The sequence below is a fragment of the Mycolicibacterium novocastrense genome, assembly GCF_001499835.1.
Lineage (GTDB): Bacteria > Actinomycetota > Actinomycetes > Mycobacteriales > Mycobacteriaceae > Mycobacterium > Mycobacterium novocastrense.
Window position 1 is genome coordinate 82,359 of sequence record NZ_LQIH01000013.1, and the last position, 24,628, is coordinate 106,986.

Consider the following 24,628-nt stretch of genomic DNA (forward strand, 5'->3'; position numbering starts at 1 on the left):
TAGCGCCCAGATCCCTGTGTGCAATCTTCGACTACGGCTGCTCCAACAGCCGCAGGGGGTGCAGGCCGTCGACGGCGCCGACGAACGGTGGATGGATGCTGTAGCCGATCATGCGGCGGATGTCATCGGAGACCTCGCGCGCGGTGTCGCGGGATATCGAGAGCGTGAAGGCCTCCATCGGCCGCAGCCACGGCTGGCAGTACTGGGCGGTGACGGCCAGTCGCGCGGCGTCGGTGGTGTTGGCGCCGCCGCCGTGCCAGAGGGTGCCGACGAAGAAGACGCAGGAACCGGCGGGCATGACGACGGGTATCGCGGGGTCGCCCGGTTCGGGGCGACGCCTGCCCCAGCGGTGACTGCCGGGGTAGAGCACCGTGGCGCCATTGTCGGCGGTGAAGTCGTCGATCGCCCAGATGGTCGCGGCGGCAAGGGGTTCGCGTGGTCGCGGGATCGGGTAGAAGCCGTCGTCGTGGTGGGCCAACTGCGCCGTCTCGCCGGGCTGGATGTTGATGGCCTGCAGGGCCGACAGCAGGTAGTTGTCCATCAGCAGTCGATCGAGGACCGCCAACACCCGCGGATGGTCGACCAACCGGTCGCACACCCGAGTCCTGCTCAGCAGGCTGTAGACGCGCTGGGTGCGGTGTCCTTCGAACGAGTTGCGGCCCGTGTGCGCGAGCCACGGCGCGACCGTCTCCTTGATCTGCGCGCACTCGTCGGCGCTGAGCAGGTTTTCCCAGATGAGATAGCCGTCGCGGTCGAGCGCCGCCATATCGGCGTCGACGACGGCCGGGTCGACCGAGGCGCCGCCGGTGGCTGTCCATTTGTGCCGGCGCGCCAAATCACTGCGCAGGTCATCGAGCGTGGTGACCGGGTCATCGTCGATGCTCATCAGCGGCCCTCCCCTGCGTATCGGTCGACCTACCCAAACACTGGACCTCGCGCGGGCAGTGGTCAAGGACCTGCGGCGCTGTGGCGTTGTCCTACACCGGTGAGCGGGCGCTCGCCGCCCGCAATCCCTCAGATCAGCAGCGCTTGGTTCCGCATAGCGGCGAGGTGGTGCAGCAGCGCCTCGTTGCGGCCGAAGACGACGTGGTCGACGCCGGCCGTCAGACCGCGCTGGCACGCCTCGGCCATCGGAAAGTCCTGTCCTTCGAGAACCTGGGCGGCGCCATCGAGTCCCATCTTGTACCAGGCGCGTTCGTCGTCGGTGACCGGTTCCGCGGGTGCCGAGATGGACAGGTAGACCACGGTCTCGCCCGGGTTGCTGCCCGGGTAGGCGCGCAGCATCTGCGATGTGCCCGGTGCCTCGATCAGCACGCAGCTGGGAAACAGCCCGTACACCACCGTGCCGAAGAACTGGTCGGGCCAGTCGGCCTCTGAAAGATCTCGGTACTGCACGATTTCGCGGAACGGGAAGGCCCAGCGGATATTCCGGCCGTAGATGTCGTAGACCGAGTTGTTCGATGCCAACGGGTCCAAGGTGTCGGCATGGACGAAGGGAAAGTGGTAACCCTCGAAGTTCACGTCGACAGCGAGCTTCCAGTTGCATGCGATGTCGTAGCGCCGGGTCTCCACGTGGAACACCCGGTCAAAGGCGTAGTCGGACAACGGCGTCGCGATACCGTCCAGCGCCGTCGACACATCGACGTCGGCCGACAGTCCCACGACCAGAAGCCCACCCTGCATGCTGATGGGTAACGAGATCAGGCCGCGGTCTTCGAGGTCTGCTCCGGCGAACATCGTGCGGGCGGGCGCCCCCTTGAGCCGACCGTCCAGGCCGTAGGTCCAGCCGTGATAGGGACAGGTGAGCGTTCGCGTTGCACCGCAGCCGTCGGCCACCTGCGCGCCTCGATGTGCGCAGCCATTGATGAACGCGCGCCGCGCACCGTCCTGCGCCCGTGTCACCAGAACGGGTGTGCCCATCACATCCTTCGTCACATACGAGCCGGGGGCGGCGACCTCGCCTCCCCAGCCGATCACGTGCGGCATGCTGCGCAGCATCCGGATGTCGGCCTCGAAACGGTCGCGGTCGACGTAGGCGCTGCGCGGCTCGCGCCACACCCGATCGGCGATGTCAAGGCTGTCGTTCTCGAAGTGCTTCAGGACGCGGCGGGTGAGCTCGAGAGCTTCTTGTCGTGGCACGGGATTACCTCAGTAACGGACGGGATCGTCGACAAGGGATGCGCGCAGCGCGCGCACCTGACTGGCGAAGAAGCGCTGCGACACAGAGGCATTCGGGGCGATCAGATCGAAAGCGTGGAACGCGCCATCGGCGATCTCCTCGTGGACGTCGACACCGGCGTCCCGTAACCGCTGCACGTAGGCCCGGCATTCGTCGTGGAAGAGGTCGAGGGTCCCGACGCCGATCCACGCCGGGGCCAGCCCGGACAGGTCGGCGCGGCGCGCCGGGACCGCCGCCTCGGGGTCGGCACCGGCGAGGTACCACTGCCAGGCGGTGCGGTTGTCGCGCGCAGTCCACATCACCCGGCGCCGGGACTCCGCAGGGGTCCGATCATCGAGCATCGGGTAGACCAGCATCTGCAGTGCGAGTTCGACGTCGCCGCGGTCATGGGCGAGCTGCGCCACCGCCGCGGCGAATCCGCCGCCCGCGCTGGCCCCGCCGACGGCGACCCGCGCCGGATCCACCCACGGCTGCCGGGTCAGCCATTGCAGTGCGGTGTAACAGTCTTCGAGCGGCGCCGGGTATGGATGCTCCGGCGCGAGGCGATGATCCACCGCGACGACCGCCACGTCGGTGAAGTTGGCCAGCTTCCTGCAGAACCGATCCTCCTGTGCCGCAGAGCCCATCACGGTTCCGCCGCCGTGGATCCACAACAGCGCCGGACCGGGCGGCGCGCTACCGCGCGGACGGTGAACACGGACGGCGACGTCGCTGTTCACGCGGGCCACTTCGACGCCGCGCATCCGCCCGGTGTACCCGGCGAGCGCCATCAAAGCGCGCGGCACCGCCAAACCTCGGTGCAGCGCATAACCTTTCGGCAGGATCCGCGCGATCCGTCGCAGTTCCGGGTCGATCTGCGCGTAGTCGATGTCACCCACTGGCCGCTACCGCCTCGGCCGGTGCCGGGATCGTCTGGCCGGCGCGCAGGAAGCTACCGGTCCGGACCGTGCCGACCAGCTCCGTCGGGACGCCGTCGCGCACGACCGTGCGGCCGGCGACCAGCACCGCCGTGACCGCGTCGTCGTTGCGGTTGACCATCCGGCTCAGCCCCCCGTACTGATCGACGGTCTCCTCGGCGTAGGCGTCGAGCGATTCGTCCAGGTGCGCGGGGTCGATCACGGCCACGTCGGCGCGATCCCCGACCCGCAGATGGCCCGCGTCCAGCGAATACCAGTCGGCCAGTTCGCCCGTCAGTCGGTGCACGGCGTGCTCGACCGTCATGAACTCCGCACCGGCCTCGGCGCTCTGCTGGACATGGCGCAGCAGGCGCAGATTGCAGTTGTAGAAGGCCATGTTGCGCAGGTGGGCACCGGCGTCGGAAAAACCGACCTGAATACCCGGATCCACGGCGAGTTTCTTCAGGATTCTGGGCCGGTGGTTGGAGATGACGGTGCGCCAGCGCAGGGCGCTGCCGTACCGGACCACGAGGTCGAGAAAGGCGTCGACGGGATGCAGACCGCGGTCCAAGCCGACCTGCCCGAAGGTTCTGCCCACCAATGATTCGTCGGGGCAGGCGACGATGTCGGCGTCGAAGAAGTCCCGGTGCCAGGCCCCGATCTTGAACTTGTTGTCGTACTCCTTGCGGAACCGGAGTCGATAGTCCTCGGCCTGTATGAGCTCGTCGCGTTCCACCTCGTCGCGCAGGTGCAGAGCCGCGGCGCCGGCGCCGAGCTCCTCGAAGATCACCAGATCGATGCCGTCGCCGTAGACCTCGAACGGCACTGGCAGGTGCTGCCACCGGAAGTCGCCGCCGAGCCCGTTGACGACTCGCGCTGCGCCGGTGAGGATCTTGTGGCCGATCGGGTTCGACTTGGCGTCGGCGGCAGCCAGAAAGCTCATCTTCAACGGACGGCGCACCCCACCGATCGATCGCACGAGCTGTGCCGCCATCTTCAGCGGATGCTGTATGTCGGGTCCGCTCTGCAGCACCCGGCCGCGCCGGCGCACCAGCCGGGTGAGCCGACGCATCTCCCGCCGTTTCACGTAGGTCGACGGCAGCGTGCGGGAGCGGCAGACATCGCCGTCGAGCCGGTCGAACAGCAGCTGTTGGGAGGACAGGCCGATGAAGCCGGCGTCGAGCGCCTCGGTGAGCCACCGTTCCATCTGCGCGAGTTCTGCCTTCGTCGGCTGATCGTCGTACGTCGTCGCGCGCTCGAGCCCCATGACGGCGGTGCGCATGTCGGAGTGGCCGATGAACGCCGTGATATTCGGCCCGAGGGGCCGCGCCTCGAGGGCCCGGGCGTACTCCTCGGCGGTGGACCAGGTCTTATGCCGATCGATGGCGGCGATGACGTGCTCGCGCGGTATCGCCTCCACCCGGCCGAACAGATCACCCGCGTCGACGCCGCCGACATGCACCGTCGACAGCGAGCACGATCCGACCACCACCGTGGTCACGCCGTGGCGAAGCGACTCGGTCAGGCCCGGACCGTTGAGCACCTCGACGTCGTAATGGGTGTGAATATCGATGAACCCGGGCAGAACCCACTTCCCCCACGCGTCGATCTCCTCGACGCCGCCGATCGGTTCGTCGGTTACCACGGCGACATGGCCGTCGCGGATGCCGAGGTTGCGGATAGCCGACGGACCGCCTGTTCCGTCGAAGTACCGGCCGTTCTTGATCACCACGTCGAAGCTCATCGAGCCTGTGCTCCTCATCGCCGATCGTCACCCCACACAATACAGATGTGAATTAATGTATGGTCACGAAATGACCGATCCGGAACTCATCGAGTTCGATCTCCCGCGGCTGCGGATGAGCGCGCTCAGCTGGGGAGCCGCGGACGGAAGGCCGGCCATCTGCGTGCACGGCTTCCCGGACAGTGCGTACAGCTGGCGGACGCTCGCACCGATACTGGTGGACAACGGCTTTCGCGTGATCGCGCCGTTCACGCGTGGCTATGACCCGACGGAACCCGCGCCCGACGGTGACTATCACCTGGGCGCGCTGATGTGCGACATGGTCGACCTGCACGCGCACCTCGGCCGACCGGCCGACGCGGTGCTGATCGGCCACGATTGGGGCGCGTTCACCGCCAGCGGGCTCGCCGCTTACCCGGGCTCCCCGTTCGCCGAGCACATCGTGATGTCGGTGCCCCCGCTCGCGGCGATGGACAACTCGCGGCGCGGGCTGGGCCAGAATCTGCGGATGGCCGCGATCCAACTGCGCCGCAGCTGGTACGTGCTGTTCTTCCAGTTGCCGTTCGTGCCGGAGCGGGTGCTGCACCGGGTGATCCCCCGACTCTGGAGGGATTGGTCGCCACCAGGGGTGGACGTGCGCGACGGTGTCGCAGCGACGCTGGACGCGCTGCCCTCGCTCGCCCACCGCAAGGCAGCGGTGTCGTACTACCGGTCCATGGTTCGATTCACCCGTCCCGCAGCGCAATACGCGGGCCTGCACCGGTTCCGGTTCAAGCTGCCCAGCCATCCGGTGCTCGTACTCCAGGGTGAACAGGACGGCGCGGTCCAGCCCGGTTATTTCGACGGGGTCATCGACGCGCTCCCGCCGGGTAGCCGAGTGCGCACGATTCCCGGTGCCGGACACTTCTTGCAGGTCGATCAGCCCCGAGTGGTCGGCAGCGCCATCCTCGAGTACCTCAAGGTCGGCTGAGTTCAGCGGTCCTGTCCGAGCTCCGCAGTTCGTAGTCGTCTGGATCGGGGTGGCTCGTCCATCGCCAGTAGTCGAAGATGCGGAACCCGTACAGAGTGGGCAACCCACCCGACGCGTTCTTGTAGTAGCTGCTCGAGATTGCAGGGTGGCTGTAGACCATCTGGCTGAGACGTTCCTGGTTGCGACGGTCGTAGTCGGCGCAGACGTCCGCCCGCGGCATCGCCGAGTCGTACCCGCCGGCCAGCAGCATGTCGATGCAGCCCATGATGTAGCGCATCTGGCACTCCGAGTTGTAGATGATGCTGGCGCCGTTGACGCCGTTGGTGCCTGGGCCGTACATGCAGTAGAAGTTCGGGAATCCCGGCACCGTGACGCCCAGGTACGCGTACGCCGAATCACCCCAGGCGGTGTTGAGTGCGAGCCCGTCGAGACCGCGCACATCGATCGGGCCGAGCTGATGGTTGACATCGAAACCGGTGGCCCACACCAGCACATCGGCGCGGCGGTGCACGCCGTCGACGGTGATGACGCCGTGGGACGTGATCTCGGCGATGCCGTCGGTGACCAACTCGACATCGTTGCGCTGCAGCGTGGTGAGCCAGGTTCCGTTGTCCTGCAACGTCCGTTTGCCCATAGGCGGGTATTTGGGTGTGACCTTCTCCAGCAGGTCCTCGTCGGTGCAGAAGTTGCGCATCCACGCAATGAACATCTCGCGGATGGCGTGGTTGGACGCGTTGCACGACAAGCCGCCGTTGTCCCAGTGCGGGTCGATGCGGACCTGTTCGTCGAGCGCGTCGGCGATCGGCCACCACGACACGAACCGCAGCCACCGCGCGTAATACGGCAGGTGCCGCATCGCCCACCGTGCCCCGTCGGGAACGACGTCGTGGTACATCGGGTTGGGCGCCATCCACTGCGGGGTGCGCTGATAGACGTCGACATGCTCAGTCAGGTCCGCGATCGCGGGCACGAGTTGAAACCCGCTGGCGCCGGCGCCGATGACGGCGACCCGCTTGCCTTTCAGATCGACGTCGTCACGCCAGTCGGCGGTGTGGAAGGACGGTCCGCTGAAGGTGTTGGCGCCCTTGATGTCTGGGATCACCGGGTTGCTGAACTGGCCGACGGCGCAGATCACGGCGCGTGAGGTCAGTTCCTCGGTTCGCCCGTCGGCGCCCCGGACGGTGACCCGCCAGGTTGCCGAGTTCTCGTCCCACGTCGCGCCGGTGACCGCGGTGTCGAAGCGCACGTGCGGCACGACGCCGTACTTGTCGGCGACGTTCTGCAGATACTGCAGGATCTCGGGTTGTTCGGCATAGTAGTGCCGCCAGTGGTCGGTCGGTTCGAACGAATAGGTGTAGTACTGGCTGGCGATGTCCACACGGCAGCCCGGATACCGGTTGGCCAGCCAGGTGCCGCCGACCGCGGACCGCTTCTCGACGATCGTGAACGGCACACCGGCGGCCTTGAGCTTGATGCCGGCCAGCAGTCCGGCTTCACCGCAGCCGATGACGACGACCGGAAAGTCGTGGCGCTGCTGCGCGGTCGATGCCAGCACCGGTCCACACTGATCGGCGTCGGTGAAACGCAGGTCCGCGGCGACATAGTCGACGAACTCCTCGGTCACCGTGCCCGCCGAGATCACGTTGAGCATCACCCGCATCTGCTCGGCGTCCGGCACGAACGGCGCGGGGCATCCGCGGTCTCGGTAGTCGCGGATCACCTCGACGGCGCGGTCGCGTACCTTCTGCTTGTCGGGTTCGCTCATCGCACCCTGCAGGTCCATCGCGATGAGCGCATACGGGCCGGGCATTTCGTCGAGCACGCCCATGTCGCCGGTCATGTGGACCATCGACATCAGCAGGGCGGGGACGCTCGCGTCGGCGACGGCGGCGCGGATCACATCGTCCGGGTCGTCGAAGGGCTGACCGAGCAGAGCATCACATTCCGCCAATCGGCCCATTCGCGAAGAATACACAATTCGCAAGACGTATGGTCTGATTTGATCGACCCACTCGACGAGGAGTCCGACGACGATGTCCAACCTGAAGATGCGGCGCGTCCGATTCGATCTCGGCGGCGACGACGTGCCGTTCAACTGGAACCCGCAGCGGCCGGCGTTCGCGATGCAGTGCAATCTGATCACCTTCTTCGCACCCGGCTTCGAGAAGTTCATCGTCGACGCGACCCGCGAAGCGATCCCGCTGATGCGCGATCCACGGCAAGCCGAGGAGGCGAACGCCTACCTGCGGCAGGAGGCACAACACTCGGCGGCGCACATGAGCCACTTCCGTGCGCTGGTCCGGCGGTGGCCGGGCCTGCAGGAGACGATGGACGAGGTGATCGCCTCCTACGACCGCCTCACTGCCACAAAACCTTTGGCGTGGCGGCTCGCGTACACCGCGGTGATCGAGAACACCTTCACGCCCTACTTCAAGGTGTTCCTCGACCACGAGGACAAGCTGTTCGCACCGGGCGACGAACGCGTCGCATCGCTGTTCCTCTGGCATTTCGTCGAGGAGATCGAGCATCGCAGCTCCGCGCTGATGGTGTATAACGCCGTGCACGGCGACTTTCTCTATCGCGCCAGGACGATCGGCTCCGTCGCCGTGCACCTCGGCGAGATCGCCGGGATCGTCTCTCGCGGGTTCCAAAAGCATGTCCCGGCAGCCGACGGCGGCCACTACGGCCGCCTGCTGCCCGACCGAATGACACCGCCGTCCTTGCTCGCGGCGGCTCGCGCCGCCCGACAAATGACCGAGCCCGGGCAGGCCACCTACGCCGGCGTGCCCAGGAAGGAGATGATCGCAATGCTGACCGGCCTGGTCCGATCACAGGGGCCGAACCATGACCCGACCCACGAAAATCTCCCTCCGTTCGCGGAACGCTGGTGCGACAGATACGACGAGGAGCCGAAGAGCGCCGCCCACTGGTACTCGGTCGGCATGGCCGGTGTTGGCGAACCCCGCCGCTAGGATCGCGACATGCAGGGCGCGGAGGTGGGCGACTAGTGGCGCGGCGCCATGGCTGGTCGGGCAACACACCCGCCTCTGACGAGGAGGCGATCAGCCGCATCCTCGATGCCGCCGACGAGATCATCGCCGAGCGCGGCTCGGCCATGCGAATCGCCGACGTCGCGCGGTCGCTGGGGGTGACCCGGCAGACGGTGTACCGCTACTTCCCGGGCACCGAGGCGCTCCTGCTCGCGACAGTGATGCGCTCCGGCGACGGCTTCCTCGATCAGTTGGCCCATCACGTGGGCGACGAAACCGACGCCGTCACCGCCGTAGTCGAGGGGCTGGCGTTCGCGATCGAGAACCTGTCCCGCGACGATCGCATCATCTACATCCTGAGTAAGAGGTCCCGCGGTGAGCTCGCACCGTCGCTGTCGTCCGACACCGCGATGGCCTTCAGCCGATCGATGCTGCACCGGTACGAGGTGGACTGGGAGGCAAACGGGTTCGACGAAGAGGCGCTCGGCGAGCTCGCCGAGTTCTTGCTGCGGATCCTGTACTCGTACCTCGTCGACACCAACAAGAAACACCCCACCGGCACCGAACTGCGAACCTTCCTCGCGCGCTGGGTGGGCCCCGCCGTCATCTATCCGCGGTTTGCGGTGGCCATGGAGTCGGTCGCCAAGGTCGCTGTCCCGCAGCGTCCTGACCGCCGATCCGCGTCATAACCGGTTCGTCAGGACCGTCCGAAGCCTCACACCGTCACCGGGGCCGCGGGACGAAGTTGCCGTGGAAGCCCTGCGGGATGTGGTGGCGCAGGTTGGCGGCGGCGATCGGGCCGGCGGCGATATCCGCTGCGTCGAAGATCACCAGCCGAGACTTATGCGTCCGCGCCTGGTACTCGACGGAGAGCACCCAACCGTCGTCCTCCGTGGTCGCGTTGGGTTTGGCGGCGAATACCGGTTCGCAGAAGCTGTTTCCGGCCTCGGGCGTGGTGTACGTCGCCGCGGAATTGTCGCTCAGATCGAGTCTGGTGATCGAGTCGTAGAACGAGACAAGATGGTGGCGCGTGTTGAGGTACGCGTACCGGTGCTTGCGGCCCTCGAATGCGTCGTTGTGCCGGGGGAATTCGCAGGGCAGCCCCGACAGCGGTTCGGCCAGGACACGTCCCGACCGCGTGATGCGGTACCTCATGAACGTCGAGGGTGCGTCATCGAGGGGCGCCACATGGAATCGGTTGAGCCGCCCCAGGAGTCGCCCGTCGTCGTACGTGATTGCGTCGATGACGGTGTCACCGCCGTCGTCGTGGGCGTTGCTGAGGTGGAACATCAAAACGGGGTCGTATTCGATGGTGCGGATCTTGCCGCCGTCGCGCGGCACCAACACGAACACGCTGCCCTTCTCGGGCCGGTACCGCATGGCGTCGCCCATCGGCTTGAGCCCCAACAGCACCGGTAAAGCCGCCGGGATGATCGGCGATACCACGAACACCAGATGGCTCTCCGTGAGCGCGAAGTCGTGCACCATGGCGACGTAGGGCAGTCGCGCCGAACGGTAGTGCTTCAGCCGGCCCGCCGGATCGGTGCGATAGATCCGCAGGTGTGGCCGTGGGATGAACTCGACGCCGAAGTTGTACATCTCGCCGGTACGCGGACAGAAACTCGGATGCGCCGAATACGAACCCACCCACCGCAACTCACCGCCGAATCGGCGAACGCCGGTGGTCTCCAGTGTCTCAGGGTCGATTTCGTGGGGCGGTCCACCTTCCCAGAGCGCGTAGAGCCGGCCGGCGTGTTCAACGACGTTCGTATTGGCCAGGTTCGGCGGAAGGCGACCGATGTTGGACTTGATGCCACCGGGCGCGGCGGTGCCCATAGGGTTCAGCCCGGTCTTGCCGAGATAGTGGTTGGTCCGCACGTACCTGTTCTTGTAGTGGACCGATCCGTCGGCGATGGTGAACGCCGAGAGCATGCCATCGCCGTCGAAGAGATGGTGCAGCGGCCGACCGCTGTGGTCCTGCCAGCGGCCGGGCCCGTTGCGGTACAGGGTGCCTTCGAGGTCGGCCGGAATGGTTCCGTCGATGTCGTCGACCGAGTAGTCGTATTCGGCCAGTTGCGGCTCGCTGACGCCGAGGCTTCGGACGTCGGCGTCGCTGAGGGCCGCGAGCTGGGCCGTCAGCTGGTCCCGCTCGCTGACCGGAAGGGACGCCAGGTACCGATCGAGTTCGGGCAGGGCGGGCCCGTCGGTCGACATGCTCGGAGTCTGGGTCACCGGGCGCACTCCTTTACTGAGACTAATTGGCAATCTAGTCTCAGTTTGCGGTAGGCCGCAATGGTGCTGCGGTAGAAAGAGTCGGTGGCCAGGACTCGTTCGTCGGCACAGCTGGTGCGGGCCGCTTTGGACCTGATCGCCGAGGGCGGCCTCGATCGGCTGACCTTGCGCGAGGTCGCGCAGCGTGCCGGCGTCTCGCGGGCCACGGCCTACCGCGAGTTCCGCGACAAAGACGGGTTGCTGGGCGCGATCGCCGAGCAGGAGATCGGCGCGATGATCGCCGCGACGGTCGCAGCCTTTGACCCGCAGGCGGACCCGACCGCGCAGACCGCCGCGATCGTCACCACCGCGCTGCGCTACCTGCGCACTCACCAGGCGTTCGTCTACGTTCGCGACCACGAACCCCACTGGTTGCTCTACGCCGGGCTGCCGGTCGGCAACAGCCGAATGAACCTGGTGCAGACGGTGGCGGCGATGGTCGCGCAGGCAATACCGCCTTCGGACGAACTCGCCCTGACGCCGGTCGCCGCGGCCGAGGTCGTCGTCCGGACCGTGCTGTCACACGCGCTGATCGAGGACAGCGCGCTGACCGAACAGGAAGTGGCCGAGGTGGTCAGCCGCGCGATCACCCGGCGCTGAATGCGGCCGGGGCGGTCGCCTCAGCTTTCGGCCAGCTTCTCGGTCTGCTTGGCGATAAAGGAGTTCCAGTCCGAGGCGCGCTCGACGAGGACGTCGCGAACCTGATCGTCGGTGAACAGCATGAAGGTGTCGTTGAGGATGGCTTCGGCGACCTGCTCGCCGACCTCGTCTGGTAGAAGGATCCCAAATTGTTCGCCGGGGTAGCCGGTTTGGACCTCGGGACCGAATGTGGGAGGCATCGTCGCGAGGATGTTGGTCGCCACCGGGCCGGGGCAGAGCACGGTGACACCGACCCCCTGCGGCTGCAGATAAAGCCGGAGTCCTTCTGAGATCTGGACGATCGCGGCCTTCGTCGCCGCGTAAGGCATCCGGTCGTAGGAGTACGTGTAGAGACCGGCGAACGACGCGGTGTTCACAATGTGGCCGTGACCCTGCGCGATGAGAAGCGGGAGGAAGACGGCGTTGCTGCGCACGACGGACATCAAATTGATATCGATGATCCGCTCCCACTCACTGACCGGCAGATGGTCGGGTCGACCGCTGGTCAGTACGCCGACGTTGTTCATCACGATGTCGACCGACCCGAACCGGTCCAGAGCGAAGTCGCGAAGGTCGGCAAAGGCGTGATCGGTTCCGACGTCGCATACGAACGCCTCGGCCGTGTAACCGTTCTCTCGCAGTTGCGCCGAGGCGTCATCGGCGTTGTGGGCGTGGACATCCGCGATCACGACCCGCGCTCCCCGCGCGGCCAGGGAGTGTGCGGTCGCACGGCCGATGCCGCTGGCTCCGCCGGTGATGACCGCGGTGGCGTCCTGCAGGTTCACCGGATCGTGAAGCCGGCGTCGAGCGGCCATTGAATGCCGGTGATGAACTTGGCCTCTTCGGAAACGAGGAAGGCCACGGCGTTGGCGACGTCCTCGGGCTGAAGGATGGGCAACGGGAGCGCGTTCTCCATGCCGGAGATCGCGTTCTGGCCGCCTTCCGCGGCTTGTGCCATCAGCGCGTTCATCGCGTCGTTCTGCGTCATGCCGCTGAGGACCCCGGTGGGGTGGATGGTGTTGACGCGGATCCATTCCGGGGCAAGGTAGTTGGCGAGGTTCTGCATCAGCGCCACCACGCCTCGCTTCGCAGCCGCGTAGGCGTTACCGCTGGCGTTGAGTGAGGCGGTGCCCTTCAGGCCCGCGGTGGAGCTGGTGATGACGATCGACCCGCCGCGCTTGCCGTCGCGCATGACGGGCAGGGCGGCTCGGATGGTGTGGTAGACGCCGGTGAGGTTGGTATCGATGACGTCCTGCCAGTCCTGCATGAAGTCGTCGGATTCGCCTGCAAGGCGGACGATTCCGGCGTTGGCGATGATGATGTCGATACGGCCGAGCTGCTCGACGCCGGCGTCGACCGCGGCCTGTATGTCGTGGAAGCTGCGGACATCGCCTTTGCGTGCCACCATGCGGCGGCCTTCCTTCTCGACGAGCCGTTCGGTTTCCTCGAGGTCGTCGAGCGTGGCGTTCGGATACGTCATCGTCGCGATGTCCTCGCAGATGTCGACACCGATGATGTCGGCTCCGTCGCGCGCCAACCGCACCGCGTGCGCGCGGCCCTGCCCTCGGGCGGCACCGGTGATGAAGGCGACCTTGCCTTCGAGTGGCTTCGACATCAGTCTCCTTCCGAGGCGGACGCGATCCGCCGCCACGATTCGTCGGCGGCCGTCTGCAGCAGGCGGCCCTTGGGGAATCCGCTGTAGGCGGAGAACTGCAGGATGACCTCGTTCATCTCCGCACGGGTGATATCACCCGACTCCAGCGCCGAGCCGACATGCGAGTAGATCGGCCCGAGCGCGCCCGACACTCCGACGGCGGCGACGGTGATCAGGCGGCGCTCACGACGGCCGAGGTCGGGTCGTTGCCAGAGATGGCCGAAGACGAACGCGAGGATGCCCGCCTGAAAGTACGGCGAGTCGCGCGGTGGCGGGGGAAGCAGGTTGACCTCGACGAAGCACTTCTCGCCCTCGTCGAGGCGGACGTGGTGATCGGTCGGCCCTAAAGAGTCCACCGGCAGATCGGACCGCGGGGGGACCTCCTCACCGCGCTCGGCGGCCAACCGTGCCCATTGGCTGCGAGCCGCTCCTTCGGCTTCGGACGCCCGAGGCCAGCCGCAGTAGACGGCGAATTGGAGTACGAACTCGAGGATCTCGTCGTAGGTGATGTCACCGCTGGCAAGTGCGGCGTACATGTGCTGGTTCATGTGGTCGACGCTCTCAAGGGCGCATACACAGGTGAGCGTGACCAACCGGCGATCTCGCCTACTGAGGCCCGGTCGTTCCCAGACGGGCCCGAAGACAGGATCAGCGAGCATCACGTCCTGATATGCCGGGTCGGCCATGTGCACCCCTTAGAGTCGGTCGACTGAACTCTAAGTCGATAGACTTAATCCGTCCAGTGTGGGATTCTGGGCGTCATGTCAAAATCCGCGTCTGTGCCGGTGGAGCCGTCGGCGAAGCAGCAGCTGGTGCTCACCGCCGAGCGGTTGTTCGCGCAGCGCGGCTTGGACGGCGTTCCACTGCGCCAGATCGGCGCCGAGGCGGGCATGGCCAACAAGTCGGCGGTCCAATACCACTTCGGGTCCAAAGATGGCTTGATACAAGCGATTCTGTTGCACCGCCTCGAGGAGTTGACTCAGCGACGCCGGCTGCTGGCCGCCCGGGCTCCCGCCGATGATCTACGGGCGATCATCGAGGCGCATCAGCTGCCGCTCATCGAGTTGGCCGAGGACGAGAACTGCTTCTACGTCTCGTTCTTGGAGCAGCTGCTGCGCTACGACTCGTCGGTCAGTCCGCTCGCCAATCTGCCTGAGGAGCATCAGCGCTCGCATCGGGAGTACGTCAAGAGGGTCAGCGACATCACCAAGCACATTCCGCGACCCATCCGGGAGGAGCGGATCCACAGGGTCTCCGCGATGTGTGTGCACGCTTGCGCCGACCGTCATCGATACCGTGCGTTCGGACTGCCGGTTCCGTCGTATGCATTGCACGTCAGCTCTCTGCTCGACGATTTCGTGGCGCTGCTCGTGGCTGCACCTTCGGAGGAGACGCTCGCCGCCTTGAAGGGATCGCGGGCGCGCCGCGTGGCGCTTCGGGCGTTGCCTTAGGCCGCTAGCCTCATTTGCTAGCTCACAAAGGCAGGCAGGCCCGCGCGAAAGCGGACCTGACATGCAGAGTGGCAGGTGCAGGATTCGAACCTGCGTAGGCGTAAGCCGACGGATTTACAGTCCGCTCCCATTGGCCGCTCGGGCAACCTGCCTGGGTGTTGTGCACCTCCGGGCGACCCGGTTTGGTGCGACTAGCAGGGTACAACGAGGATGGGCTGAAGACGAAAACGGCACCTGACCGTCACCCGACCATCAAGGAGGAGCGATCCCATGGCGGATTCATCGTTCGACGTCGTCAGCAAGGTCGACCGCCAGGAAGTCGACAACGCCCTGAACCAGGCCGCCAAGGAGCTGGCCACCCGCTTCGACTTCCGCGGCACCGACACCTCCATCGCCTGGCAGGGCGAGGAGACCATCACGATCACCAGCTCGACCGAGGAACGCGTCAAGGCCGCGATCGACGTGTTCAAGGAAAAGCTGGTGCGCCGCGACATCTCGATGAAGTCCTTCGACGTCGGCGAACCGCAGGCCTCGGGTAAGACCTACAAGGTCAGCGGCACCATCAAGCAGGGCATCGACAGCGAGAACGCCAAAAAGATCACCAAGCTCATCCGCGACGAGGGCCCCAAGGGCGTCAAAGCCCAGATCCAGGGCGACGAAGTGCGGGTCTCATCGAAGAAGCGCGACGATCTGCAGGCCGTCATCGCCATGCTCAAGAAGGCCGACCTCGACGTCGCGCTGCAATTCGTCAACTACCGCTGAGCGACCCAGGCGGCGCGCCGAAACTGCAGCCAGGGTCGTTCGTCGGCCCTCGGCACAGCCATGGAAGCAAAAATGAGGCGGCGGGCGCGCTTCGATCAAACTGATTGAAACTATTTAGCGCGCTCGGCGGTGGCGCATTACCCGTGACCCCGCAGGTCGTGTACAGCCCCCCGTGGCGGATTCGCGCCCACGCGACTTGCACCCGGCCGCACGCCCGCGCCGCGATCTTGATTTCCCTTTACCGTTCCGGCCAACCAGGTCACCGGCTCGAAGGGATGGCGCGATGGCGGCACCGCCGATACTTCGCACCCCACGGGCGTCGCGGGCGCGCAAAGCCGCCATCCCTTCCCGATCGTCGCGCGGCTACCTCTTCGGCCTTCTCGCCGGGCTGAGCCTGCTCGGCGTCGTCGCCCTGTGGACGCTGCTCGTCCACCTGCAGATCTTCTCGCCGTCCCTTCTCCCCTCCCCAGCTGACGTCGTCGCCGCCACCCTCGACATGCACGCCCAAGGCACGCTGATCGAGGATGCCGCCGCAAGCTTCCGCCGCGCGCTCAGCGGGTTCCTGCTGGGCTCGACACTGGCCATCATCACCGGCAGCCTCACCGGCCGCAGCCGCGTCGCCCGCGTACTGCTCGAACCCACCATTCAGGTCATCCGACCGATTCCCGCGATCGCGCTGGTACCGCTGGCCATCCTGTGGTTCGGCATCGGCGAGGAATCGAAACTGTTCCTCACCACCCTCGGCGTGTTCTTCCCCGTCTGGGTGAACACCCACGCCGGCATCTCCTCGACCCGCGACGACTACCTCCGCGTCGCGGCGTGCCTCGGGGCGCCGCGACACCAGGTCTTTACCTCGGTGGTCCTGCCCGCCGCGTTGCCGTTCATCCTCACCGGTCTGCGGCAGGGCATCGCGATGTCGCTGATCCTCATCGTCGCCTCCGAACAGGCCGGCGTGACCGAAGGTCTCGGGTTCCGACTCGACCAAGCGCGCTTGTTCAGCCAGCCGGACCGTCTCTTCGCCTGCCTGATCGCACTCGGCGTCGTCGGCGCACTGGCCGATCAGCTGTTCCACCGCGGTACCCATCGACTTGTCCGCTGGGCCAAGGAACAGTCATGACGGCGGGCGGCATCGGAATCTCCGGTCTCACGGTCGAATACGCGGCCGGCAACCGGGCGCTCGACGATCTCGATCTGACCGTCGACGCGGGCGCGTTCCTCGCGCTGCTGGGGCCGTCGGGGTGCGGCAAGTCGACGCTGCTCAACTGCATGGCGGGGTTTGTCACGCCGACCGAGGGTCAGGTCTCGTTCAACGGTGCCTTGGTGACAGGACCGGGCCGCGAGCGCGGCGTCGTCTTCCAGCGCGACGTGCTGTTTCCGTGGACGTCCGTCGCCGGAAACATCTCGTTCGCGCTGCGTGCGGCGAAAGTGCCGCGCGCGCAACGCCGACAACGAATCGGCACCCTGCTCGACGCCGTCGGGTTGTCCCGCGATGTCGAGAACAAACTGCCCCACGAACTGTCCGGCGGGATGCGCCAGCGCGTCGGCATCGCCCGCGCTCTCGCCAACAGCCCGCAGGTTCTGTTGATGGACGAGCCCTTCGGTGCGCTCGACGCACTGACCCGCTCGCAGATGCAGGACCTCGTGATCGACCTGTGGGAGCGCACCGGAACGACCATCGTCTTCGTCACCCATGACGTCGACGAGGCTCTCCGGATCGCCTCATCCATCGTGGTGATGGGAGCGAACGGCACCCTCGCCGACCATCTCGACAATCCCCTGCCGCGTCCGCGGCCCGCCAGCCGTGTCGCCGAATTCGCCGATTACGCACCGCTTCGCAGGCGTTTGCACGACCTCCTGCGTCCCGACCCCAGCCCCATCGTCTAACCCCGGAGATCACATGAACCTACGACGCTTCACCGCCATCGCCGCCACCGTCCTGGCCGCGATCGGCGCCATCACCGGCTGCAGTAGCGCCGAATCTGCCAAGGCCGCAGACACTTTGACGGTCGGATGGGTGGTGGACCCCTGCTGGTCGCAGGTCCCCGTCGCCGAGAAGCTCGGTTACTTCGCCGATTCCGGAGTGAGCATCAACGTGGTGCCGTTCCCCACCGGCGCCGCGGCACTCGAGGCTCTCGCCGGCGGCGCGGTCGACGTGGCCAACGGGGGTGACGTCCCGACGTCGGCCGCGGCACTGAAGAATCCGAATTTGCGTATCATCGCCGACGGATCACGTTGGGCCGAAGGCCGTTTCGTGGCTCGACGCTCGGCAGGAATCACGTCGATCCCCGACCTTTCGGGCCGCACCATCGCCGTGCCGCTCGGCAGCAGCGCGCATTACTTCGCGACGAAGTTCCTCGACCAGGCCGGTGTCGAGGCGCAATTGGTGCAGACGGGCCCGGCCGAGATACCCACCGCACTCGGCAATGGCAGCGTCGATGCCGTCGCCGTGTTCCAGCCGGCCCTCGCAAAGTCCGTCGCCGAGCTCGGCGACGACGTTGTCGAGCTACAGGGCCCCGAGAAGTACAGCCAGCACAGCCTTTACCTCACCAACGCCGACACGCTCGCCACCCACCAGGCCGCACTCACCGAGTTCCTCGCCGCCGTGAAGAAGGCTGACGCCCCGCTGACGAACGGCGATCCCGCCGCGCTGGCCGCTGTCGCCGAGGCAACCGGTCTCGACGAACAACTCGTCAAAGGTGTCATCGGCGAGTTCCAGTTCAACACCGCCCTCGGTCCCGAGCTGCCTGCCGACCTCGCCGACCGCGCCCGGTGGGCGCAGAGCATCGGCCGCGTTCCGGCCGACGCCCAGATTCCCGACTACGGCGCCATCATTGTGCGTGCCCCGCTCGAGGGTGACGCCCAGTGAGTGACATTCGGTTGATCGGGCTCGGCGGCACGATATCGATGCGCGAGACCGACTCTGGCGCTGTCCCTTTCCGCGGCGCGACAGCTCTGGCCGACAGAGTCGACGGATTCGGCGGGGCCGAGGATCTGGCGCTGGTTGGCGGCTCGGAGGTCGACTTCGAGCTGATGGAACGGCTGGCGACGCGGGTCGGCGCGCTCGTCGCTGAGGGTGTGGGCGGCATAGTCGTGACGACCGGCACCGATTCGATCGAGGAGGTGTCGGCCTGGCTGGCCTACCGCGAGAGCTGGCCGGTTCCGGTGGTCGTCACCGGATCGATGATCGCGGGCGAACGCCCCGACAGCGACGGTGCGGCCAACCTCGCTGACGCGCTGACCGTCGCGTCCTCTGGGGCTGACATCGACCCGGTCGTGGTGTTCTCCGGTCGCATCTTCTCCGCACGGGAGGTCCTCAAGGTGTCCGGCGTGGCACGCGACGCGTTCGACGCGCCCGGACGCGGGCCGATCGGGGTGGTGGGCGGAGGCCATGTCGAATGGTTCCGCACACCGCCGCGGCGAGCGGCACACGGCGCGCCGAACTCGCCGATCGAGCCGGTGCCGCTGGTGCTCGCCGCACTGGGCGACGACGGCGCCGGGCTCAGGTTCGCGGGAGCCGGGCGGCCCGCAGTCGTCGTCGCCGCCAACGGCGCAGGCAACCTGCCACCCGGCCAGGCCAGGGCCGCACAACACCTGATCGAAGACGGAACGCTGGTCGTGATCACGACGCGGGCGCCTGACGCGCGCGTGGCACCGCGGTACGGATATCCGGGCGGGGTCGCCACGTTGGCGGCAACCGGCGCGGTACTCGCGGCCGGGCTGACCCCACACCGAGCCCGCCTCCTCGTCACCCTCGGACTTGCACAGGGGCGTGACCGCGACGGCCTGCGGCAGCTGATCGGCAGCGAAACAGCATGAGCCTCACCGTCACCCCCGTCGACCGGGCCGAACTGGTCGAGCTCACCAGGACTTTGGTGTCCGCGGGCCAACCCTGGTGTGAGAACAGCCTCGACGGGCCCGCGCGGCCGCCGGAGGAGACACGCATCGCCGAACCGGTCGCAGCGCTGCTCACCGAGTGGGGGTTCGACGTCAGGCTGGTCGGCAGACAGACACCCCACCCGACAGAACGTGCTGGCCACCAAGGTATTCGGTCCCGGTCCAACACTGATGCTCAACGACCACCTCGACACCTACCCTTCCGGCCCGCCCAGCCGCTGGACCGTCTGCGCCGATAATCCTTACCGGGCAACGGAATTGAATGGGCGCATCTACGCACGGGGCACGTCGGACACGCGAGCGAACCTCGCGACGCTGCTGACCGCGGCGCGCCGGGTCGTCGCGGACCCGCCGAGGACCGGGACGCTGCTCGTCGCGCTCACCGTCGACGAGGAACGCAACGGCATCGAAGGATCCTGTTATCTCGTCGACGAGTACGGGCTGCGACCCGATGCGTCGATCACCGTCGAACCGACGGCGTGGTCCGACGGTGCGCGGCACGGCATCGCGCTGGCCACGGCGCAGACCGGACACGCGCTGATCGACATCGTCGCGCGCGGGACGTCGAGCCACATCTGGCGACCGGACACCGGCGCCAACCCGGCGCAGTTTCTCGCCGAGGCACTCACCCAGATCCGCCAGAACCCGGTCGGCGACTGGCCGATTTCCGTGGTGGGCCTGTCGGCGGGCGAGGCCGGGATGGCGCAATTCACTCCACTCGAGGCGGTGGCGCGGGTAGCCGCGGTGAACATCGGACCCGGCGTCTCCTCCGGAGAGTTGCTCCTCGCCTTCCAGCAGCGGATCAGCCAACTGGCGCCCGCGGGAATCGAGACCCAGGTGACCTACGTACCGGGGCCGACGTTCGTCGCCGGCACCGCTGAGGTGCCCGCCTCCGAACCGCTCGTCTCCGCGATCGACGACGCCTACCGCGCGGTGACCGGCGAGGCCGTCCGCCGCTACACCAAACCCGCGTTCAACGACACCATCCGGTTCCGCCATGCCGGTATCCCCGCGGTGACTTTCGGGCCCGGCGACGACGGATGGGCGGTTTACGACGAGAGCATCTCCATCGACGCGATGGTCACTGCGACGCAAGTGTTGGAGCGCGCCGTCCGCGGCTTCCTCGCCGGCGACTGACCGCCGCAGTTCGTGAACTGCCCGTGAAGATCAGCCGTCCGACCTACCCTGATCGGCATGGCACCTGCGCAACGTGTACCGAAAGTCGTCGTCCTCGGTGGAGGCTCCTGGGGCACCACCGTGGCGTCCATCTGCGCCCGCCGCGGGCCGACGCTGCAGTGGGTGCGTTCACAGGAGACCGCCGATGACATCAACGACAACCACCGCAACTCGAAGTACCTCGGCAATGAGGTCGAGCTTCCCGAGGGTCTGAAGGCTACGACGGACTTCACCGAAGCGGCATCATGCGCCGACGTCATCGTCATGGGCGTTCCGTCACACGGCTTTCGCGGCGTGCTCACCGAGCTGGCCAAGGAGCTGCGGCCGTGGGTTCCGGTGGTATCGCTGGTCAAGGGCCTCGAGCAGGGCACCAACTTCCGGATGAGCCAGGTCGTCTCCGAGGTGCTGCCCGGGCATCCGGCCGGAATCCTGGCCGGGCCGAACATCGCGCGTGAGGTGGCCGAGGGGTACGCCGCCGCCGCGGTGCTCGCCATGCCCGACCAGCAACTCGCCGCGGATCTGGCACGACTGTTCCGCACCAAGCGGTTTCGCACCTACACCACCGACGACGTGGTGGGCGTGGAGATGGCCGGGGCGTTGAAGAACGTCTATGCGATCGCGGTCGGGATGGGCTATTCGCTGGGGATCGGCGAGAACACCCGCGCGATGGTGATGGCCCGTGCGATCCGCGAGATGTCCAAACTCGGCGAGGCGACCGGCGGGCACCGCGACACATTCGCCGGCCTGGCGGGCATCGGCGACCTCATCGTCACCTGCACCAGCCAGCGCAGCCGCAACCGCCACGTCGGTGAGCAGTTGGGTGCGGGCAAGCCGATCGACGAGATCATCGCGTCGATGAACCAGGTCGCCGAGGGTGTGAAGGCGGCGAGCGTCATCATGGAATTCGCCGACCAGTACGGGATTTCGATGCCGATCGCCCGCGAGGTCGACGCCGTGGTCAACCACGGCTCCTCCGTCGAGGACGCCTACCGCGGCCTGATGGTCGAGAAGCCCGGGCACGAGGTGCACGGCGCCGGGTTCTAGCTCAGTTGAAAAACGGGTTCGTGCCCTCGGGCCGCTCCAGCAGCGGGTCCCTGCCGCCGTTGATGATGTGGCTGCCCGCGGGGCTCAACACGAAGCCGGACTGGTTTCGGCTGTCCGAGCACGTCGTCACGCCGCCGTCGCTGCCGCAGCTGACGGTCTGGAAGCTGATTCGCGAACCGGCCGGCAGCGGCTTGGCGTCGCCGACGACGGCGAACACATCGGCCGTCGTCGCCGAGAACTGCGGCACACCCGGGCCGCCGCTGACGAAGTTGGCGCCGTTCGGTGCCGCGGGGATCGCACCGCTGCAGCCGTAGCCGCCGTTGCGCTGCAGCACGCACGTCAATCCGTCGGGGGTCTTGAACGCATACCAGTGGCCGTCCATCTTCGCGAACTCCGACAGCTTCACCGGCGCGAGCGCGTTGACGTTCGGCGCCGGTGGCGCCGGCGGCTCGGACGGTTGAGCGGCGGCGATACCGTGCGCGCCGATCAGGGCCGCCCCCGCGGACCCGACGACGCCGATCAAAACCCTGTTCAGCACGGTCCACACCCTAAGGGGTAGCGGGAATACTCGCAGCACACGAATCACATCGCCGCAGGTCGACAGGGTGTTACCCGCATCGGCCAGAGGGGTGGACCCCCCACCTGCGGGATGGCGCGAACCGCGAGTTCGGCCGACGCTGTAACCACAGCGAAAGCTCACGGAGGAACCGCCATGACAACCGAGCACACCGTGCTGGTGATCGGCAGCGGTCCGGCCGGATTGTCCTGCGCCGCCGAATTGCTCGCGCGGGGAGTGGACGTGACCGTCGTCGAGCGTGGCGGGCAGATCGGCGCCGCCTGGTCAGGTCGCTACGACGCCCTGCGTTTCAACACATGCCGCCGCAATTCGGCTCTGCCCGGCGCCCCGTTCCCGCGTCGCTTCGGTCAGTTTCCGACCCGCGACCAGTACGTCGACTATCTGCTGACCTACGCCGGCCGCCACCATGTTGCCGTCGAACTCGGTGTCGACGTGCAGCGACTCGACCCGCTCCCCGAGGGAGGTTGGAAGGTTGCCACCAACGGCGGTCCACGCAGGACACGCCATGTCGTGGTCGCAACGGGCATCTTCAATCAGCCTGCTCTCCCCGACTGGGCAGCCGACAACGGCTTCGTCGGGCGGGTCGTGCACACCGCGGAGTACCGCAACGCCGACCGGTTCGCCGGTCAGCGTGTGTTGGTCGCCGGCGCGGGTTCCAGCGGGCTCGAGATCGCCCACGACTTGAGCCGCTCGGGTTGCCCAGAGGTACTGCTGGCGGTGCGCACTCCGCCGAACATTCTTCTGCGGCAAGTCGGTCGGCTGCCCTTCGACCTGCCGATGCCGCTCTTTCTCCGGCTTCCCGCCGGTCTCGTCGACAAGATTCTGCTTGCCGTGCAGCGCGGAATGATCGGCGATCTGAGCGATTACGGGTTCGGCAAGCCGCCGGAGGGGCCGATCGCTGGACTCAAGCGCCGCGGCGCGGGCACTGCAATCGTCGATCGTCAAGTGATCGATGCGATCCGCGATCGCTCGCTTCGCGTGGTAGCGGCCGTCGACCGACTCCAACCCGACGGAGCGGTCCTTGCGGACGGCACCTCTGTTCAGGTCGATGCCATCATCGCGGCCACCGGGTACCGAACCGGACTGGATGCCATGGTCTCCCATCTCGATGTCCTCGACCAGCGGGGCATGCCCCGCGACGGACGCGGCACCGAGGTACTGCCAGGTCTTCGCTTCGTCGGCTACGTGTACCGGCCGGGGCTGACGAGATTCGTTGGAACGTTGGCTAGACGGGTAGCCGACGACATTGCCGTGCAGCTGGCGGCTCCAAAGTTGCGCGAGTCACTGCCGAAGGACGAGGTCTTGCGAGAGTAGTGCCGCAAGCTCCGGACGGCTGTTCACACCTAGCTTGGCGAAGATCGCCTTGATGTGACCGCGCAACGTCTCGGCGGTGATCCACAGCCGGCCGGCGATCTCCCGGGTGGACATGCCGGTCAACAGCAGCTGGGTGACCTCCTTCTCGCGACGGGTCAGCTGGCTCAGGTGAACCAGCAGCGGGGCAATGTCCGAACGGCGCGCCTGCTCCAAAACCACTGCGGTGCAGCCTGTTTCCGCCCCCTCCCGCTCCAGACGGACTGCCCGCACCACGAGCCAGTCACCGGAGCGGCCCCTGGTGCGGGCCATCGCCGGCTCGCCGACTCCGGTTTCGGCGAGAACGCGCGCCCGGTGAGCGACCTCGTGCAGCACGATGGTGCTCTCCAGACGTTCGACCTCGACGGGCCCCAGCCACTCGCTGACCTGCGGTGTCATCGACTCGATGCTGCCGTCGTCGGCGAGTATCAGCAGCGCGGGCGCCGTGGGAACGGACGGCACGGGCCTACCGTCGAGCTGGAGGGACGCCCGGATGCCGTTGGCCACGTGCGGGCAGAGCCTCGCCATCGTGGCGACCTCGACCTCGGTGAAGAACGGGTCCTCGGCACGCCGGGTGAGGCAGAAGTGCCCCCAGGTGGCCGACCCGGAACTGAAGACGCCCCGCATCTCGTCGCCGTATCCGTTGGGTTGGTAGATCTTCGACCAACGCGTGCTGCGGCTCAGATCACCGCCGGTCTCGATGCCGAGCGAAGCCGCCGGGACCTCCCGCCGTGCGAGGTCGACGAACTTGTTCACGTCGTCGGTGGTCAACTCGCATTCGATGAGTGCGAGATTCTGCTGACGTGTGACGTTCTCGGCATGCACCCCGGTGATGAGCAAAGTGTCGGGGTCGGTGAGCAGCCAGCCCGCGGCGGCGTAGGAGATCTTTGCCCGGACGACGGTAGCGACCGCAGACAGTAGTTCGAGCGGATCTTGAGCCCGCGCACAGATGCGCGCGACCCGCTGCTCCAACCGAGCAGGCCAGGCGAACGACATCGCTGACGACATGACCGACCCACCGCCCTTCCGTT

25 protein-coding genes and 1 tRNA gene are annotated in these 24,628 nt (G+C 66.9%); 14 read left to right on the forward strand and 12 right to left on the reverse strand.

Features of this window, described 5'->3' with window-relative positions; genetic code table 11:
• Positions 1-31: 31 nt before the first annotated feature.
• The 4 genes from AU072_RS12355 to AU072_RS12340 all read right to left on the reverse strand — a co-directional run bounded on the left by AU072_RS12355 (position 32) and on the right by AU072_RS12340 (position 4,819).
• A complete protein-coding gene (locus AU072_RS12355) occupies positions 32-886 on the reverse strand; it encodes a phytanoyl-CoA dioxygenase family protein (protein WP_064414089.1) in 855 nt (284 codons plus the stop codon).
• A 128-nt stretch (positions 887-1,014) separates the two neighbouring features.
• Positions 1,015-2,139 carry an aromatic ring-hydroxylating oxygenase subunit alpha gene (locus AU072_RS12350; protein WP_064414088.1) on the reverse strand — a complete coding sequence of 375 codons (1,125 nt, stop codon included), beginning with the start codon at positions 2,137-2,139 and terminating at the stop codon, positions 1,015-1,017.
• 9 nt (positions 2,140-2,148) lie between these two features.
• The gene (locus AU072_RS12345; protein WP_064414087.1) at positions 2,149-3,057 is read right to left on the reverse strand and encodes an alpha/beta hydrolase; all 909 of its coding nucleotides are present in this window, start codon (positions 3,055-3,057) and stop codon (positions 2,149-2,151) included.
• Positions 3,050-4,819 (reverse strand): N-acyl-D-amino-acid deacylase family protein, encoded by a 1,770-nt coding sequence (locus AU072_RS12340; RefSeq protein WP_064414086.1) that lies wholly within the window; start codon positions 4,817-4,819, stop codon positions 3,050-3,052. Before AU072_RS12340 ends, AU072_RS12345 begins: the two co-directional genes overlap by 8 nt.
• 70 nt (positions 4,820-4,889) lie before the next feature.
• Between AU072_RS12340 and AU072_RS12335 the strand changes: the two genes are divergently transcribed.
• Positions 4,890-5,789 (forward strand): alpha/beta fold hydrolase, encoded by a 900-nt coding sequence (locus AU072_RS12335; protein WP_064414110.1) that lies wholly within the window; start codon positions 4,890-4,892, stop codon positions 5,787-5,789.
• On the opposite strand, the gene AU072_RS12330 is transcribed toward AU072_RS12335, so the two are convergent.
• On the reverse strand, positions 5,776-7,749 hold the full coding sequence (locus tag AU072_RS12330; RefSeq protein WP_064414085.1) for a flavin-containing monooxygenase: 1,974 nt from the start codon (positions 7,747-7,749) through the stop codon (positions 5,776-5,778). The genes AU072_RS12335 and AU072_RS12330 overlap by 14 nt on opposite strands.
• A 73-nt stretch (positions 7,750-7,822) precedes the next feature.
• Here AU072_RS12330 and AU072_RS12325 point away from each other — a divergent pair, with 73 nt between their 5' ends.
• Complete coding sequence (locus AU072_RS12325; RefSeq protein ID WP_064414084.1) at positions 7,823-8,761, forward strand: metal-dependent hydrolase; 939 nt, start codon at positions 7,823-7,825, stop codon at positions 8,759-8,761.
• 35 nt (positions 8,762-8,796) lie between these two features.
• Entirely contained in the window at positions 8,797-9,468 is a 672-nt protein-coding gene (locus AU072_RS12320; protein ID WP_064414083.1) for a TetR/AcrR family transcriptional regulator, read from the forward strand.
• A gap of 34 nt (positions 9,469-9,502) precedes the next feature.
• On the opposite strand, the gene AU072_RS12315 is transcribed toward AU072_RS12320, so the two are convergent.
• Positions 9,503-11,011: a carotenoid oxygenase family protein gene (locus AU072_RS12315; RefSeq protein WP_235629916.1), complete on the reverse strand. Its 1,509-nt coding sequence runs from the start codon at positions 11,009-11,011 to the stop codon at positions 9,503-9,505.
• 84 nt (positions 11,012-11,095) lie between these two features.
• On the opposite strand from AU072_RS12315, the gene AU072_RS12310 reads away from it, so the two are divergent.
• Entirely contained in the window at positions 11,096-11,650 is a 555-nt protein-coding gene (locus AU072_RS12310) for a TetR/AcrR family transcriptional regulator (protein ID WP_064414081.1), read from the forward strand.
• 20 nt (positions 11,651-11,670) lie between these two features.
• Here the strand turns inward: AU072_RS12310 and AU072_RS12305 are convergent, their stop codons facing one another.
• The 3 genes from AU072_RS12305 to AU072_RS12295 are packed head-to-tail and all read right to left on the reverse strand — an operon-like array spanning position 11,671 to position 14,029.
• On the reverse strand, positions 11,671-12,504 hold the full coding sequence (locus AU072_RS12305) for an SDR family oxidoreductase (RefSeq protein ID WP_064414080.1): 834 nt from the start codon (positions 12,502-12,504) through the stop codon (positions 11,671-11,673).
• Positions 12,471-13,304 (reverse strand): mycofactocin-coupled SDR family oxidoreductase, encoded by an 834-nt coding sequence (locus tag AU072_RS12300; protein WP_064414079.1) that lies wholly within the window; start codon positions 13,302-13,304, stop codon positions 12,471-12,473. Before AU072_RS12300 ends, AU072_RS12305 begins: the two co-directional genes overlap by 34 nt.
• Positions 13,304-14,029: a carboxymuconolactone decarboxylase family protein gene (locus AU072_RS12295; RefSeq protein WP_064414078.1), complete on the reverse strand. Its 726-nt coding sequence runs from the start codon at positions 14,027-14,029 to the stop codon at positions 13,304-13,306. The genes AU072_RS12300 and AU072_RS12295 overlap by 1 nt, the downstream gene beginning before the upstream one ends.
• A gap of 75 nt (positions 14,030-14,104) precedes the next feature.
• On the opposite strand from AU072_RS12295, the gene AU072_RS12290 reads away from it, so the two are divergent.
• Positions 14,105-14,794, forward strand: coding sequence for a TetR/AcrR family transcriptional regulator (locus AU072_RS12290; RefSeq protein WP_064414077.1), 690 nt, complete (start codon positions 14,105-14,107; stop codon positions 14,792-14,794).
• 69 nt (positions 14,795-14,863) lie between these two features.
• Here the strand turns inward: AU072_RS12290 and AU072_RS12285 are convergent.
• Positions 14,864-14,946: transfer RNA gene (locus AU072_RS12285), tRNA-Tyr, on the reverse strand.
• A gap of 118 nt (positions 14,947-15,064) precedes the next feature.
• On the opposite strand from AU072_RS12285, the gene AU072_RS12280 reads away from it, so the two are divergent.
• The 8 genes from AU072_RS12280 to AU072_RS12250 all read left to right on the forward strand — a co-directional run bounded on the left by AU072_RS12280 (position 15,065) and on the right by AU072_RS12250 (position 21,670).
• Complete coding sequence (locus AU072_RS12280; RefSeq protein WP_064414076.1) at positions 15,065-15,556, forward strand: YajQ family cyclic di-GMP-binding protein; 492 nt, start codon at positions 15,065-15,067, stop codon at positions 15,554-15,556.
• 283 nt (positions 15,557-15,839) lie between these two features.
• The gene (locus AU072_RS12275) at positions 15,840-16,673 is read left to right on the forward strand and encodes an ABC transporter permease (protein ID WP_064414075.1); all 834 of its coding nucleotides are present in this window, start codon (positions 15,840-15,842) and stop codon (positions 16,671-16,673) included.
• Positions 16,670-17,440 (forward strand): ABC transporter ATP-binding protein, encoded by a 771-nt coding sequence (locus tag AU072_RS12270; protein ID WP_064414074.1) that lies wholly within the window; start codon positions 16,670-16,672, stop codon positions 17,438-17,440. Before AU072_RS12275 ends, AU072_RS12270 begins: the two co-directional genes overlap by 4 nt.
• 13 nt (positions 17,441-17,453) lie before the next feature.
• A complete protein-coding gene (locus AU072_RS12265; RefSeq protein WP_064414073.1) occupies positions 17,454-18,422 on the forward strand; it encodes an ABC transporter substrate-binding protein in 969 nt (322 codons plus the stop codon).
• Positions 18,419-19,372 (forward strand): asparaginase, encoded by a 954-nt coding sequence (locus AU072_RS12260; protein ID WP_064414072.1) that lies wholly within the window; start codon positions 18,419-18,421, stop codon positions 19,370-19,372. The genes AU072_RS12265 and AU072_RS12260 overlap by 4 nt, the downstream gene beginning before the upstream one ends.
• Complete coding sequence (locus AU072_RS28305; RefSeq protein ID WP_133147284.1) at positions 19,369-19,689, forward strand: hypothetical protein; 321 nt, start codon at positions 19,369-19,371, stop codon at positions 19,687-19,689. Before AU072_RS12260 ends, AU072_RS28305 begins: the two co-directional genes overlap by 4 nt.
• Positions 19,622-20,587, forward strand: a complete 966-nt coding sequence (locus tag AU072_RS12255) for a M20 family metallopeptidase (RefSeq protein ID WP_133147285.1) — start codon at positions 19,622-19,624, stop codon at positions 20,585-20,587. The genes AU072_RS28305 and AU072_RS12255 overlap by 68 nt, the downstream gene beginning before the upstream one ends.
• A gap of 57 nt (positions 20,588-20,644) precedes the next feature.
• Positions 20,645-21,670 (forward strand): NAD(P)H-dependent glycerol-3-phosphate dehydrogenase, encoded by a 1,026-nt coding sequence (locus tag AU072_RS12250; RefSeq protein WP_064414070.1) that lies wholly within the window; start codon positions 20,645-20,647, stop codon positions 21,668-21,670.
• A 1-nt stretch (position 21,671) separates the two neighbouring features.
• On the opposite strand, the gene AU072_RS12245 is transcribed toward AU072_RS12250, so the two are convergent.
• Positions 21,672-22,208, reverse strand: a complete 537-nt coding sequence (locus AU072_RS12245) for a hypothetical protein (RefSeq protein ID WP_064414109.1) — start codon at positions 22,206-22,208, stop codon at positions 21,672-21,674.
• 174 nt (positions 22,209-22,382) lie between these two features.
• Between AU072_RS12245 and AU072_RS12240 the strand changes: the two genes are divergently transcribed.
• Positions 22,383-23,561 (forward strand): flavin-containing monooxygenase, encoded by a 1,179-nt coding sequence (locus AU072_RS12240; protein ID WP_064414069.1) that lies wholly within the window; start codon positions 22,383-22,385, stop codon positions 23,559-23,561.
• On the opposite strand, the gene AU072_RS12235 is transcribed toward AU072_RS12240, so the two are convergent.
• Positions 23,529-24,605, reverse strand: a complete 1,077-nt coding sequence (locus tag AU072_RS12235) for a helix-turn-helix transcriptional regulator (RefSeq protein ID WP_064414068.1) — start codon at positions 24,603-24,605, stop codon at positions 23,529-23,531. The genes AU072_RS12240 and AU072_RS12235 overlap by 33 nt on opposite strands.
• Between the last annotated feature and the right edge of the window lie 23 nt (positions 24,606-24,628).